The sequence below is a fragment of the Saccharopolyspora halophila genome, from assembly GCF_039531955.1.
GTDB classification, from domain to species: domain Bacteria; phylum Actinomycetota; class Actinomycetes; order Mycobacteriales; family Pseudonocardiaceae; genus Saccharopolyspora; species Saccharopolyspora halophila.
The window spans coordinates 109,300-124,331 of record NZ_BAAARA010000005.1; the positions used below are offsets into that span (position 1 = coordinate 109,300).

11 protein-coding genes are annotated in these 15,032 nt (G+C 70.3%); 8 read left to right on the top strand and 3 right to left on the bottom strand.

All coding sequences use genetic code 11. From position 1 onward, the window contains the following. Positions 1-43: 43 nt before the first annotated feature. From ABD289_RS10730 to ABD289_RS10745, 4 genes are all read left to right on the top strand, one after another. Positions 44-841 (top strand): thioesterase family protein, encoded by a 798-nt coding sequence (locus tag ABD289_RS10730; RefSeq protein WP_344129525.1) that lies wholly within the window; start codon positions 44-46, stop codon positions 839-841. Positions 842-1,030: 189 nt separating this feature from the next. After that, entirely contained in the window at positions 1,031-3,223 is a 2,193-nt protein-coding gene (gene helR, locus ABD289_RS10735; RefSeq protein ID WP_344129528.1) for an RNA polymerase recycling motor ATPase HelR, read from the top strand. A 258-nt stretch (positions 3,224-3,481) separates the two neighbouring features. Next, positions 3,482-5,086: a GMC family oxidoreductase gene (locus ABD289_RS10740; RefSeq protein ID WP_344129531.1), complete on the top strand. Its 1,605-nt coding sequence runs from the start codon at positions 3,482-3,484 to the stop codon at positions 5,084-5,086. 164 nt (positions 5,087-5,250) lie between these two features. Beyond that, positions 5,251-6,783, top strand: coding sequence for a UxaA family hydrolase (locus tag ABD289_RS10745; protein WP_425564646.1), 1,533 nt, complete (start codon positions 5,251-5,253; stop codon positions 6,781-6,783). A 198-nt stretch (positions 6,784-6,981) separates the two neighbouring features. Here ABD289_RS10745 and ABD289_RS10750 read toward each other — a convergent pair whose 3' ends face one another. Beyond that, a complete protein-coding gene (locus ABD289_RS10750) occupies positions 6,982-8,304 on the bottom strand; it encodes an MFS transporter (RefSeq protein WP_344129537.1) in 1,323 nt (440 codons plus the stop codon). A 143-nt stretch (positions 8,305-8,447) separates the two neighbouring features. Next, positions 8,448-9,593 (bottom strand): CaiB/BaiF CoA transferase family protein, encoded by a 1,146-nt coding sequence (locus tag ABD289_RS10755; RefSeq protein ID WP_344129540.1) that lies wholly within the window; start codon positions 9,591-9,593, stop codon positions 8,448-8,450. A gap of 129 nt (positions 9,594-9,722) precedes the next feature. Between ABD289_RS10755 and ABD289_RS10760 the strand changes: the two genes are divergently transcribed. The 4 genes from ABD289_RS10760 (at position 9,723) to ABD289_RS10775 (ending at position 14,246) form a co-directional block, all read left to right on the top strand. Further along, positions 9,723-10,445: a GntR family transcriptional regulator gene (locus ABD289_RS10760; protein ID WP_344129543.1), complete on the top strand. Its 723-nt coding sequence runs from the start codon at positions 9,723-9,725 to the stop codon at positions 10,443-10,445. 69 nt (positions 10,446-10,514) lie between these two features. Continuing rightward, complete coding sequence (gene solA, locus ABD289_RS10765) at positions 10,515-11,660, top strand: N-methyl-L-tryptophan oxidase (RefSeq protein ID WP_344129546.1); 1,146 nt, start codon at positions 10,515-10,517, stop codon at positions 11,658-11,660. Beyond that, on the top strand, positions 11,653-13,092 hold the full coding sequence (locus ABD289_RS10770; protein ID WP_344129549.1) for a sodium:solute symporter family protein: 1,440 nt from the start codon (positions 11,653-11,655) through the stop codon (positions 13,090-13,092). The genes solA and ABD289_RS10770 overlap by 8 nt, the downstream gene beginning before the upstream one ends. After that, a complete protein-coding gene (locus ABD289_RS10775) occupies positions 13,089-14,246 on the top strand; it encodes an NAD(P)/FAD-dependent oxidoreductase (protein ID WP_344129552.1) in 1,158 nt (385 codons plus the stop codon). The genes ABD289_RS10770 and ABD289_RS10775 overlap by 4 nt, the downstream gene beginning before the upstream one ends. On the opposite strand, the gene ABD289_RS10780 is transcribed toward ABD289_RS10775, so the two are convergent. Next, positions 14,247-14,936, bottom strand: coding sequence for a dienelactone hydrolase family protein (locus ABD289_RS10780; protein ID WP_344129555.1), 690 nt, complete (start codon positions 14,934-14,936; stop codon positions 14,247-14,249). It lies immediately after the preceding gene. Positions 14,937-15,032: the final 96 nt, after the last annotated feature.

Here is a 15,032-nt window from a genome sequence, read left to right on the forward strand (position 1 = left end):
TGGAATCTGTGCCGACCGGGTTCGGCGAGTTCAAGGAGGACCGGTGGCCGCGACCAACGAGGCGTTCTTCCACCTGGACGGGGACCTGCTGGTCCCGTCAGCGCGCGCGGACAGCCCGTGGGCATCGGACATGATGCACGGGCGCCTGTTCGGCGGCCTGCTCGCACGAGCCCTGGAGCGCGAGCACGGTGCGCCCGACCTGCACTTCAGCAGGCTGACCGTCGACCTGTTCCGCAGCGCCAAGCTGGAACCGGTGCACGTGCGCACCCAGCGCGTGCGGGACGGGCGCCGCATCCGGGTGGCCGACGCGACCATCTACTCCGGGGACAAGGCGGTCGCTCGCGCCAGCGCCGTGCTGCTGCGCCAGGGCGCGCAGCCGCTGCACGAGGTGCCCAGCACTCCCGCCTGGTCGGCTCCCACTCCGGCCGAGCTCGGCCCGGCTCCGGAATCGCCGGGGAAGTGGGTCGCACCGTTCGACGTCTGGAAGGTCGATTCCGAGGGGAACCCGGTGGACTGGTCCGCGCAGTCCCGGCGCGCCTGGCTGCTCGACACCCGCGATCTCGTCGAGGGCGAGGCCATGTCACCGTTCGAACGCGTGGCCACCGCCGCCGATTTCGCCAGCCCGCTGGCCAACTTCGCCCCCAGCGGCGTGCTCGAGTTCATCAACGCCGACTACACCCTCACGCTGAGCAGGCTGCCGCTGAGCGAGGAGATCGGCATGGAGGCCACCGGGCACCTCAACGCCGACGGCGTGGCCACCGGGAACTGCACCTTCCACGACGCGAAGGGGCCGATCGGATACTGCACGATGTCGGCGGTGTCGAATCCGGCGACCGGGTAACGGACCGCCAGCGCAGCTCGAAGGTTCAAAACCGGAAGTGGAAATGTCCTGAAAAGGCTCTTCCCCGCATCCCGTGCTCATTTTACACGGGAGTCCCAACCTTGCGGCAATACCGGGGGTGTGCTGCACAATCGCTCGGCCGAATGCAGTTCTGGGGATTTCGGCCCGCAAGGTGATGAGGGGCTACCTGTGTCGAATCAGGAATACGTTGAAGAATTGCGCGCGGAACGCGACTACGTCGCCGCGCTCTACACGCGGCTGGACGCCGAACGCGCGCGGGTGCACGCCGCCCACAGCGCTGCGCTGCGCGGCAACGACCTCGGGCCGATGGAGCGCGATGTCGAGGTCCGCGCGCAGGCCAAGCAGCTCAAGCGGTTGGACGGGGTGGACAACGGGCTGTGCTTCGGCAGGATGGACGACCTGGCGGGCGAATCCTCCTACATCGGCCGGATCGGCCTGTTCGACGAGAACGACGAGTACGAGCCGCTGCTGCTGGACTGGCGGGCACCGGCCGCGCGCCCGTTCTACACCGCGACCGCCGCGCATCCGGAGGACATGCGCAGGCGCCGCCAGTTCCACACCCGCGACCGGCAGGTGCGCGGGTTCACCGACGAGGTGCTCGGCCGCCCGCAGGGCGACGAGAACGGGGACGCCGCGCTGCTCGCGGCGGTCAACGCGCCGCGCGGCGCCGGCATGCGCGACATCGTGGCGACGATCCAGGCCGAGCAGGACGAGATCATCCGGCTCGAGCACCCCGGGGTGCTCGTCATCGAGGGCGGACCGGGCACCGGCAAGACGGTGGTGGCGCTGCACCGCGTGGCCTACCTGCTCTACACCCAGCGGGAGCGGATGGAACGCCACGGCGTGCTGGTGGTCGGGCCAAACCCCGCGTTCCTGAACCACATCAGCCGGGTGCTGCCGTCGCTGGGCGAGTCCGACGTGGTGTTCACGACCACCGGTGGTCTGGTCCCCGGCATGCACGTCACGGCCGAGGACGGCCCGGAGGCCGCCCGGCACAAGGGCGCGCTAACGATCCTCGACGTGCTGGCGGCGGCCATCGCCGGCCGCCAGCGGCTCCCGGAGGAACCGCTGCTGATCGAGCTCGCAGACCTCGTCGTGCGCATCGACGCCGAGACCGCGGAATGGGCCAGGCAGGAGGCGCGCGACAGCGAGCTGCCGCACAACGAGGCACGCCCGGTCTTCCGCGACATCATCGAGTACGTGCTCACCGAGCGGGCGACCGCCCGGATCGGCAAGGGGTGGCTGTCCCGCGAGGACCGCGCGACCTGGGAGAGCATCCGCAAGGAGGTGCTCGCCGAGCTCGCCGAGAGCCAGCAGTTCGCCGACGCTCTCGATCGGCTCTGGCCGATCCTGACGCCGCAGAGCCTGCTGGCGCCGCTCTACGAGTCCCCCGAGCGGCTGCGCGCGGCCGGTGCACCGCAATCGCTGCTGCGCAGCGATGGAGCGGCGTGGACCGTCTCGGACGTGCCGCTGCTCGACGAGCTGGCCGACATGCTGGGGACGTCCGGATCGACCGCCGAGAGCACCGAGCGGGAGACCCGGGCCGAGGCCGAATACGCCGCGGGCGTGCTGGAGATACTCCAGGTGGATCGGCAGGATCTGATGGACGACGAGGACCACCTGCTCGCTCAGGACCTGGTGGAGGCCGAGGACCTCGCGCAGCGCTACGTCGAGCAGGACACTCGCGATGTCGCCGAACGCGCTGCGGCGGACCGCGATTGGACCTACCGGCACGTGGTGGTCGACGAGGCCCAAGAGCTGTCCGAAATGGACTGGCGGGTGCTGATGCGGCGCTGCCCGAGCCGCTCGTTCACGGTGGTCGGCGACCTGGCCCAGCGCCGCTCGCCGGCTGGAACGACCTCGTGGAGTTCGGTGCTGGAACCGTACGTGCCCGGCCGTTGGGCCTACCGGTCGTTGACGGTCAACTACCGCACCCCGGCGGAGATCATGTCCGTCGCGGCGGGCGTGCTAGCCGAGTTCGCTCCTGATGTCGCGGCGCCGGAATCGGTGCGCGCGTGCGGTGTCCGGCCGTGGTCCCGGCAGGTCGACGCGGCGGAACTCCCCACCGCCGTGGCGGAGTTCGTCCGGACCGAGGCCGCCCGCGAGGGCACCAGCGTCGTGATCGGGCCGCCAGGGGCGCCCGGGGCGGTCACGCCGTCGGAGACGAAGGGACTGGAGTTCGACGCGGTGCTGGTCGTCGACCCGCAACGCATCCTCGCCCGCGGTGCGCGCGGCGCGGCCGAGCTCTACGTCGCGCTCACCCGCGCGACCCAGCGACTCGGCGTGCTGCACCGGGACGACGAACTCCCGCCCGCGCTAGCGGGTTTGGCGCAGGCGCCCGCCTCGCTCACCGAGCGCTGACCGGACGACTCTCGGGCCGGGAACGGCCACCGGGACTCGGCAACGACTGGAATGCCTCGGCGAGGCGTTCACCGACGCGTTCCGGTGGTGTTCCGGTGGTGTTCCGCCCGCGGGAGGCGGCACCAGCGGCATCCGGACCGACGGGTCGAGTCTTGACTTGAGGTCATACACATAACCATGATCTGTATGACCGCCGCGGGTGGCAGCACGCAGGAGCGGCGCGGAGCAGTCAACGACGACCACTCGTAGGGAGTCCTCGTGAGCGATCCGGATTACATCGTCGTTGGAGCGGGCAGCGCCGGAACCGCGCTGGCCAGCAGGCTCGCCGAGCGCGGAGCCGAGGTGTTGCTGCTGGAAGCGGGCCGCAAGGACGACACCCCGCTGGTCGGCGTTCCCGGGTTGATCTCGCTGATGCACACGGTCCCGCAGCTCAAGAAGCAGGTGACCTGGAAGCAGAACTCGGTGCCGCAGAAGCACGCCGACGAGCGCGAGATCCCGATGACGCGCGGCAAGGTGCTCGGCGGGTCGAGCTCGGTCAACGGGATGCTGTTCGTGCGCGGGAACAAGGCCAACTACGACTCCTGGGCGGCCGAGGGCTGCGAGGGCTGGAGCTACGAGGACGTGCTTCCCGCGTTCAAGCGCCTGGAGAACTGGGAGGGGGGCGCCAGCGAGCTGCGCGGTGCGGGCGGTCCGATCGAGGTCACCAGGCAGCAGGACCTCACGCCGGCCTCGCAGCAGTTCATGACCGCGACGGCCGACACGCTCGGCGTGCGGCACATCGACGACTACAACGGCGCGGAGCAGGAAGGCGTCTCGGCCTTCCAGCAGAGCGCGCACCAGGGCCGCCGGTACAGCTCCTCGCGCGGCTACCTGACCAATCGCGAGTTACCCACCCTGCGGGTGCGCACCAACGTCCACGTGTGCCGGGTGGTCGTCGAGAACGGCAAGGCCACCGGCGTGGAGGTGCTGGACTCCAAGACCGGGCGCAAGCAGGTCCTGCGCGCGAGCACCGGGGTCGTGGTCTCGGCGGGAGTCATCGGCTCGCCGCAGATCCTGATGCTCTCCGGCATCGGCCCGGCCGGACACCTGCGCGACGTGGGCATCGACGTGGTCGAGGACCTGCCGGTGGGCGAGAACTTCCACGACCACCTGTTCGTGCCGATGTCGTTCCTGACCGACGGCGCCGTGCACCGCTCCACGCCGGGGCACCTGGTCGGTGGAATCGCCAAGGAGACCTTCGGCAAGCGCGGCGGCTCCTGGCTCGGCCGGACGCTGTTCGAAGCGGTCGGTTTCGTGCGCACCTCGCGCGCCCGCGACGTGCCGGACATGCAGATCCACACGATCCCGTGGAGCTACCCCACGCCCAACCAGGACGAGGACAAGCTGCACCGCCCCGACACCCGTCCGGCGTTGACGGTGTTCCCCACGCTGATCTACCCGGAGAGCCGCGGGCAGGTCCGGCTGGCCTCGGCCGATCCGGTCGCCTCCCCGCTGATCGACCCCGGCTACCTCAGCGACCCGGCCGACGTCGACTTCCTGGTCGAGGCCATCTCGATCATCCGCGAGATCATGGCGAACGAGGCCATCGCCGGCGACGTCAAGGGCGAGCTCAGCCCCGGGCCGGAGTTCACCGACGAGACCGCGCTGCGCCGCGAGCTGCCCCGGCGCATCCACTCCGTGTACCACCCGGTCGGCACCTGCCGGATGGGTTCCGACGAGCGCGCCGTGGTCGACCCGAACCTGCGGGTGCGCGGCGTCGACGGGCTGTGGGTGGCCGACGCGTCGATCATGCCGAGCATCACCGGCGGCAACACCAACGCGCCCTCGATGATGATCGGGGAGATGGCCGCCTCGCTGATCTGATGCTCCGCGCCCGCGACGGCGCGGCCCGCTGAAGGCCGATCCCGGACCGCGCTGCCGAATTGGGGAGCTCGGCGGAGACCGCGGTGACAACCTCTGTTCGCAACACTACGCTCGCGTTCACCAGCTAGAATGATTTTCATATATGTGAAGCGAGGGTGATCCGGTTGTCGTCGCCGACCTTGGACCAGTTGGGATTCCGCCTGCACGCCGACGATTCCGTGCTCATCGCGCGGCAGGACATCGAGCCGGGAACCTACGACGGCCTGACCGTCACCGCCCCGGTGCCACGCGGCCACAAGCTGGCCACCGCCCGCATCGCCGAGGGCGAGCCGCTGCGCAAGTACGGCCAGATCATCGGCTTCGCCGCGCGCGAGATCGCCGCGGGCGAGCACGTGCACACCCACAACGTCGACTACCACGAGTTCCAGCGAGAGCACGCCTTCGGCGCCGACGTCACGCCCACCGAACACGTGCCGGAGGCCGAACGCGCCACCTTCCAGGGCTTCGTGCGCCCGGACGGCCGGGTGGGCACCCGCAACTACCTCGCGGTGCTGACCTCGGTGAACTGCTCGGCCACCGCGGCGAAGCTGATCGCCCGGCGGGTGGAGGCCTCCGGGCTCCTCGACGACTTCCCGAACGTCGACGGCGTCTGCCCGCTGACCCACACGCTGGGCTGCGGGCACTCCGGCGCGGGCAACGAGGGCTTCGAGGTCCTCCGCCGGTCGCTGCAGGGCTACGCGGGCCACCCGAACGTCGCCGGGCTGCTGGTGCTCGGCCTGGGCTGCGAGGTCAACCAGGTCAAGGCGCTCACCTCGGACCTGGCGCTGCCCGAGGACATGCCGGTGCACGCGATGACCATCCAGGAGTTCGGCGGCACCAAGAAGACGGTGGCCGAAGGCGTCCGGCGCATCGAGGAGATGCTGCCGATGGCCAACGCCCACCAGCGCCGGACCGTCGGCGCGAACAAGCTGTCGCTGGCCATGGAGTGCGGCGGCTCGGACGCCTATTCCGGCATCACCGCCAACCCGGCGCTGGGCGCGGCCGCCGACCTGCTGATCCGCCACGGCGGCACCGCGGTGTTCGGCGAGACCCCGGAGATCTACGGTGCCGAGCACCTGCTCACCCGGCGAGCGGTGTCGCGGGAGGTCGGCGAGAAGCTGGTGGATCGCATCCACTGGTGGGAGCAGCACGTGCAGGCCGACGGCAGCTCGATCAACAACAACCCGTCCCCCGGCAACAAGGAGGGCGGGCTGACCACGATCCTGGAGAAGTCCCTCGGGGCGGCGGCCAAGGGCGGTACGACCAACCTCGTCGACGTGCTGCAGTACGCCGAGCCGATCACCGATCCCGGGCTGATGTTCATGGACACGCCCGGCTACGACCCGGTCAACGCCACCGGGATGATCGCAGGCGGCGCGCAGCTGCTGTGCTTCACCACCGGTCGCGGTTCGGCTTTCGGGTGCAAACCGGCACCGAGCATCAAACTGGCCACCAACACCCCGCTGTACGAGCGGATGACCGACGACATGGACATCAACTGCGGGGGCATCGCCGACGGCGAGCTGACGGTGGCCGAGATGGGTGAGCGGATCTTCCAGCACATCCTGCGCGTGGCCTCCGGCGAGGAGACCAAGAGCGAGGAGCTCGGTTACGGCGAGGAGGAGTTCGTGCCGTGGCAGCTCTCCACCGTGCTGTAGCCACCCGGGCTCTGCTGCGGGAGAGATGCTTCCGCTCGCGGTTCGCGGGGCGGCGCGGGGTTCGGAGAGGCCGCAGTTCGCGGTGCGCGTGACGGTGCAGGTAGCGGAATCTCGGCCGCCGGGCTCCGGGATCCGCGACCGAGCAGCGACGGTTCGGCGGTTTCCGCAGGCCACAAACCTGCGGAAACCGCCGCCGGGTCACGCCGCGACGGGCTCGCGGACCTCGCTGAGGTCCCAGCGGTGCCGGTGCAGGACGACCGGGACCTGTTCGCCGCGCCCCTCCGCGGCGAACACCTCGGCACGAGCGCGGCGCCACCACACCAGCGTGCGGAACGCGCCGAACAGCAGCAGTCCCACCAGCGCCAGCATCGCGACCCGGTATTCCGAACCGCCGGGCATCGGCTCGAAGACCTGCAGCATCAACCCGACCAGCAGCACCCCCAGCGCCGTGGCCGAATGTCCGCCCGAGTTCGCGACACCGGTCGCGGTGCCGACCTGGTGCAGCGGGTTGTAGTCGCGCACCAGGGCGAAGGCCACCGACGACACCGGACCGCCAAGCGCGAAGATCACGAACCCGACCGCGATCACCACCATCGGCGGATGCCCCTGCGGCCAGCCCAGCAGCACCACCCAGGTCAGCAGGTTCAGCGCCAGGTAACCCACGACCAGGTACATCCGGACCTCCGGACGCTTGCCGATCAGCCAGCCGACCATCGGTCCACCGGCCACCTGCCCGATGATCAGCAGGCTCAGCAGCACGCTCGCCGACGCGGCCGGCACGCCCAGCCCCTCGACGAGGTACGGGAAGCCCCACAGCAACGTCAGCGCACCGGAGACGAACATCGTGCAGAAGTGCGCCCAGAAGGCCAACCGCGTGCCCGGGATCGACCACGCCGCCTTGACCTGCGCGAGCACCGCTCCCCCGCTCTTGACCGGTGCGGCCTTCGGCGCGTTGTCCCGCACCACCGCGAAGGTCATCGTCGCGTAGCCCATGGTCAGCACACCGACCAGCAGGAACGTCGACGTCCAGCCCAGCATCCCGAGCGCGGCGGCCAGCGGGAAGGTGGCCGCGACGCCACCGATCGCTCCCAGCGCGCTGGAGATCGTGGCCACCAGCGCGTAGCGGCGCGCGGAGAACAGCGTCGCCACCAGCCGCAGGATGCTCACCCACAGCAAAGCATCGCCCAGGCCGAGCACGCCCCGGGCGAACAACCCCATCGAATACGAACCGGACAGCGCGAACAGCACCTGCCCAGCCCCCAGCAACAACACCGCCGCGGTGATCACCCGGCGCGGGCCGAAGCGATCCACCAGCAAACCGGTGGGAATCTGCATCCCGGCGTAGATGCCGACCTGCAGTACCGTGAACGCGCTCAGCGCAGCCGGACCGACGTCGAAGCGGTCCAGCGCCTGCGTTCCGGCAACCCCCAAGCTGCCCCTGTGAAATACCGCGGCGAGGTAGGCGACCACCGCCACGCTCCAGATCCACCACGCCCGACGCTGCGGCCGGTCGGCAGCCACTTAAATGACCTCCCTGAGAAAGAAAACACCTGAACGATCAAGCACTCTGCATGTCGTTCGGGAGCTCCCGATGGTTAGCCGGAATTCGAGTGCACTGCGCCACAACCGGAATAATGTCCTCTGTAGACATACATCGCGCGAGGTCAGCCGCGCCGCTCTTCGCCCAGTTCGGCCAGGATCTCCTCGGTGTGCTGTCCGATCTCCGGGATCGGGTCCATCCGCGGTTCGCGTCCCGGAACCGTCACCGGCGGCAGCAACGAGTCGACCGCGCCGACGGGGGTATCGACCTCGCGCCACCGGTCACGAGCGGCCAGCTGGGGGTGCGCGGCGAATTCGCGCATCGTGCGCATCCGCGCGTTGGCGATGCCCGCAGCATCCAGCCGATCCTCGACGTCCGCAGCGGTCAGCTCGGCGAAGACCGCCGCGATCACGGCCTCCAGGTCGGCTCGGTGCGCGACCCGCTCCGGGTTGCCCGCGAACCGCGGATCCACGGCGAGCCAGGGGCGGTCCAGGACCTGTGCGCAGAACTTCTCCCATTCCCGTTCGTTCTGCACGCCGAGGAAGACCTGCTTGCCGTCCCCGGCCTCGAACGGGCCGTACGGCGCGATGGACGCGTGCCGGGCGCCGGAGCGCGGCGGGGCCGCGCCGCCGTAGGAGGTGAAGTAGTACGGAAAGCCCATCCACTCGCCCAGCGCCTCGAACAACGACACCTCGAAGGCGGTTCCCGTCCCGGTGCGCTCGCGCTCGTAGAGCGCGGTGAGCACACCGCTGAACGCGTACATCCCGCCCGCGATGTCCGCGGTGGAGACCCCGGTCTTGGCCGGCTCGTCCGCGGAACCGGTGATCGAGACCAGCCCCGCCTCGCACTGCACCAGCAGGTCGTAGGCCCGCTTGTCGCGGTAGGGACCTGAGGTGCCGTAGCCGGACAGGTCGCACACGATCAACCGCGGGTCGCGACGGCGCAGCTCCTCGGCACCGAGCCCCAGCCGCGCGGCCGCGCCGGGCGCGAGGTTCTGCACGAACACATCGGCCTCGGCCAGCAGCTTGTCCATCGCACGGCGATCGCGCGGATCCTTGAGATCCAGCACGATCGATTCCTTGCTCCGGTTGATCCAGACGAAGTGGCTGGACAGACCGTTGACCGTCGAATCGTAAGCCCGGGCGAAGTCCCCTTCAGGCCGTTCCACCTTGATCACCCGAGCCCCGAGGTCGGCCAGCTGCCGCGTCGCGAACGGCGCCGCCACCGCCTGCTCCAGCGACACCACGGTCACACCCTCCAGCGGCAGCATCGCGCCTCCAGCGGTTCGCGCGGCCAATGCAACGGCGAGCATCGCCACCCGGCAGCGCGGTGTCAACGTTCATTCGACCGAAACAATCCAGTATTGACCGGTCAAATGCGCGGGGCTAGATTCCCGCTCGTGGCCAAACCCGCGTACCTCAGGATTCGCTCCGAACTGGAGGAGCGGATCCACTCGGGTGCGCTCCCACCGGGAACCCGGCTGCCCACCGAGGCGCAGCTGTGCGAGCAGTACTCGGTCGGTCGCGCGACCGCGCAACGCGTGCTGAGCGAGCTGGCGCAAGCGGGACTGGTGGAACGCCACCGGCGGCGGGGCACCTTCGTCGCCGAGGGTGCGCGGCAGGAGAACCTCCTGCGACTGGCGCACCCCACGCTGCACGGTCCGGAGATCCCCGGGCGGCACGCGGTGGATTCCGCCGCGGTCATCCCAGCCGTCGATGCCGACGTCGGCATGCCCGGCATCGACCCCGACACGCCGGTCAACCAGCTGCGCAGGCTCAAGTTCGACAGCTCCGGCGATCCGATCGCCGTCGAACTGACCGCCGTCCCGTTCAACCTGGCACCACGACTGCTCGACGAGGACCTCGAGCGGTTGACCGTCCACGACTACTTCGCACGAAACGACGTTCCGGCAGCCAAGTCCCGCGTCTACATCGACCCGGTGACGCTCGACGCCGACACCGCCCGGAGACTGGACCTCGCCGAAGGCCGTGCCGTGATCCGGCTGCGCCGGCTGACCTGGCTCGCCGACGGCGGTCTCGCCGAGGCCATGTGGCACATCGTTCGCCCGGACCTCGTCGAGTTCTTCGTCGAGCACACCATTCCGTCCACAACGGACTCCTGATCTCCTCCCGCACCTGACATCTCGCGGCACCCGTGCATCCGACGTGCCGCATCGCGAACAGGAGCGCTCATGCCCACTTCCCGGATAGCGGTGGTCGGCACCGGCATCATCGGTGCGATGACCGCCTGGCGGCTGGCCCTGCGCGGCGCCGACGTGGTCGCCTTCGACACCCATTCCCCCGGTCACGACCGCGGCGCCTCGGCCGGCGAGTCCCGGATCTTTCGCACCGCCTACAAGGAGGGCTCCTCCTACGTACCGCTGCTGCGGCGCTCCCAGGAGATCTGGCGCGAGCTGGAACGCTCCGCGGCCACCCGGCTGCTCACCTTGTGCGGCGGGTTGACCATCGGCTCACCCGACGATCCCGATGTCGCGGCCGTGCGCCGCTGCGCCGAGGAACGCGGCCTGGAGCACGAGGTGCTCGAGACGGCCGAGGCCAGTCGGCGGTTCCCGCAGCACCGGCTCGACGACGGCGAGGTCATGGTCCTCGACCCGGCCGCGGGCGTGCTGCGGCCGGAGATCGCGGTGCAAGCGGCACTGCTGGCGGCCGAAACCGCCGGAGCCCGCGTCCTACCCCGCAGCCCGGTCGACGCGGCCGGCGAAACGTCCTCCGGCTGGCGCATTTCCAGCAACGGCGCAGTCTTCGACGTCGATCACGTCATCTTTGCCCCAGGCCCGTGGGCACGGCAGCTGGACCCGTTGCGGAATCTGCCGGTGCAGCCCCGGATGCTGACCGCGTGCTGGTTCCCGGCTCGCGACGTCGCTGCGCACGAACCGGATTCGCTGCCGGTCGCCATCCGCAGGCACTCCGAGGCCGGTTTCTCCTGCTTCCCCGCGCTGGACGGCGTCTCGATCAAGATCATCCCGCACCACCTGGCGCGACCTGACGTGGCACGTCCGGAAGACCTGCCGCGCACCGCGAGCACCGAGTTCGCGCACGCGGCATCGCTGGCGGCGCAACGCCTGCTGCCGGGCGTGACGCCGCATCCGATCAGGATCACCACCTACGCCGAGGGCTTCACCCCCGACGAGCACGCGCTGCTCGGCGCCCTGCCCGGACACGACCGGGCCACGGTCATGACCGGGTTCTCCGGGCACGGCTTCAAACTCGCCCCCGTGCTGGGCGAGGTCGGCGCGGACCTCGCGCTCGGCGGCACCCCCGCGCACGACATCGCGCACCTCGATCCGCGCAGATTCGGGGAGGGCATCGATGACTAGTGGTTCCACCGGACAGATCGCCGGTCTAGCGATCACGAGCCTGCTGGTGATCGGCTTCGGGATCGCCATGTCCGTCTACTTCGGACGCAAGGCCAAGAGCTCGAAGGACTGGCTCTCGGCGGGCGGGTCGCTCCCGCTGATCGTCGTGATCGTCACCCAGTTCGCCACCGCCACCGGGGGTGGTGTGCTGATCGCGCACGTGGGGATCGGATATGCCTCCGGCTGGTCGGTGTTCGCCTACGAGGCCTGCGTGCTGATCGGCTTCCTCGTCCTCATGCTGATCGCCCGATGGCTGCGGGAACAGCGATTCACCACCCTGCCAGAGATCGTCACGCGCCTGTTCGGGGAGAACAAGCTGGTCACCGCCATCGCGGCGATGGCAGCGCTCGTCGTGCCGTTCGGCTGGCTGGCCACCCAGTTCGTCGCGTTCGCCCAGCTGTTCAGCAGGCTGACGGGAGCGTCGCCGACCGTCCTGATCCTGCTGATCATGGTGGCTTCGCTGTTCTTCGTGCTGCCCGGCGGGCTGACCTCGGTGGCCTGGACGGACTTCGTGTTCGGCCTGTTCATGATCGTGATGTCGCTGGGCGTGGCCGGTTACGCGATCCACCTGGCGGGTGGATGGGGTCAGCTCACGGCTTCGGTGCCGCAGCGATTGTGGGGCTGGCAGGGCGTGACCGCGGCCGGCTGGGAGCAGATCTGGCTGTGGGTGGCCGCGATCGTCCCCGGGACGTTGACCAACCAGCTGTACTACCAGCGGGTCTTCGCCACCAAGCGGGTCTCCGACGCCCGCCGCGGACTGGCGCTGTCCGGGCTGACCATGCTCATCGGCGGGGTCTACGCCGGTTGCATCGGGCTCGCGGTGCGCGCGATGAACCCCGGTCTGGCCAACGAGGAGGGCGCCACCGGCTGGCTGCTCACCCAGCTGCCCGGCTGGGTGGTGGTCGTCTTCGGCGCGTTCCTGGTGTCGACGATCGTGTCGACCACCGGCTCGGCGCTGCAATCGGTGGTGGCCAACCTGACCCGGGACGTGTACCAGAACATCGCTGGACGCGACGTCGACGAGCGGCGCACGGTGGCGCTGTCGCGGCTGATCACCGTCGGCGTCTCGGTGCTGGCAGCAGTGCTGGCGATCCAGTTCTCCAAGGCGCTGACCTGGCTGGTGGCCACCTACGCCTACTCGGCGGCGGTGCTGGCGGCGCCGATCTTCTTGGGATACCTGCTGCACACTCGGCGCCGGTTGACCCCGGCCGCGGCGATCGGCGGCATGCTGGCCGGGCTCGTGGGTTGCGCGGTCGCCCAGACGCTGGACACCGCGGTCCCGTACGCGGTGTACGGCATCGGGTCCTCGGCCGTGGTGCTCCTGGCCATCGCGTTCGGCTCGAGCGAGCGGACCACCGGGGTCCGCCGCGCAACGGAGGAGGAGAAGGCATGAAGGTAGCGGTCGTCGGGCTCGGCGTGCTCGGCGCGAGCGCCGCGCGCGCGTTGACGCTCGCCGGTGCCGAGGTGACGGTCTTCGAGCGCGAGGCGCCGCTGGCCGGCACGTCCGGGACCTCGTTCGCCTGGGTCAACTCGCACAGCAAGAACCCGCGCGCCTACCACGACCTCAACGTGGCCGGGATGGCCGAGCACGCCGCGTTGGCCGAGGACCCGGGTCCGAACCGGCCGTGGCTGGCCCAAACCGGCAACCTGGAGTGGGCGGCCGACGGGACGGGGATCGAACGGTTGTCGGCCGCCGTCGCCGAACTGCGCGCGCGGGATTACCCGGTGGAGTGGATCAGCCCGCGGCGGGCCCGGGAACTGGCCCCGGACCTGCGGGTTCCGGACACCGACATCGCCTTCTTCCCGACCGAGGGCCACCTCAACCCGGCGCTGCTGATGGCCAGGCTGTGGGGCGAGGCCCGCGCGAACGGCGCCCGGCTGCGGCGCGCCGAGGTCACCGCGATCGGCGAGTCGGGCGGCAAGGCGAGCTTGGAACTCGCCGACGGAATCCACGAGGCCGACGCCGTGGTCATGGCCGCGGGCAGGTGGACCGAGGCGCTCAGCACCACGACCGGTCACCGGGTGCCGGTGGCCGATCCCGAGGCCCCCGGTTCGGCCACCGTGGGCCTGCTCGGCTACACCGCGCCCGTACCGACCCGCCTGAACCTGGTGCTGACCACCCCGGTACTCAACGTGCGCCCGGAAGGCGGCGGGCGCCTGGTGGTCCAGGGCCTGGACCTCGACGCGGACGCCGATCCGGCCGATCCGCCGAGCGTCGGCGGTGAGCACGCGGCCGAGCTGTGCCGCAGGCTCGGCGACCTGCTGGCGGGCGCCGCGGACGCGAGGCTGGAATCGCTGCGGGTCGGGCAGCGCTCGGTGCCCGCCGACGGGCTGACCGTTGCCGGGTTCCTCGACCAGGGCTCGCGGATCTACGCGCTGTGCACGCACAGCGGGATCACGCTCGCACCGCTGCTCGGCAGGCTCGCCGCGCAGGAGGTGGTCACCGGGTCGCCTGCCGAGCAGCTGCACGGCTTCCGGCCGCAACGGCTGGTCGGGGCCGGTGATCTGCCTCCGCTGCGGCCCGCTCGCTTCGCCGGGCAGCAATGATCACGACGCCAGGTGGCGGCGGAGGAAGTCGATCGTGCGCGGCCAGGCGAGCTGAGCCGAATCCTCGTGGTAAGACGCCGGATTCCGGTCGTTGAAGAACGCGTGCCCGGCTGGGTAGATCTGGATCTGCGGCCGGACGTCGGACTGCTGCTGGATCGCCTCGCTCATCTCTCCGACCGCCTCGACGGAAACACCGCGGTCGTACTCGCCGAAGTGGCCGAGCATCGGAGCCGTGAGCCGGGAGAAATCGGTCTCGGTCGGCGACGGGATGCCGTAGAACGGCACTATCGCCCCGACTCGGTCACCCTCCTGGGCGGCGAGCACGATGGCGAACTTGCCGCCCATGCAGAAGCCGACCACGCCGACCGAGGAACCGGCGACCATCTCGTGGCCGAGCAGGTGGTCGACGGCACCACCGAGGTCGCGAGCCGCCTGGTCGACGGGCAGCTCCTGCATCATCCGCGCCGCTTCCTGCGGGTCGTGGGTGGTGTGCCCGCCGAAGAGGTCCGGCGCCAGCGCGACGAAGCCCTCCTCGGCGAACCGGTTGGCGACGTCGGCGACGTGGTCGGTCAGCCCCCACCACTCCTGGATCACCACGACTCCGGGCCCCGGCCGGTCCGGAACCGCGAGGTATCCGTAGGCGGTGCGGCCGTTGCTGCCGAACTCGGTGTTCTGATGCGGATTGGTCACGTCGGCGCTCCTCATCCCTACGAGCATGTGGACGCCGACCATCGTCTCTCCCGGTGCGCGCACCCGCACGCACCCGAGCACTCGCTCGGGTGCGTG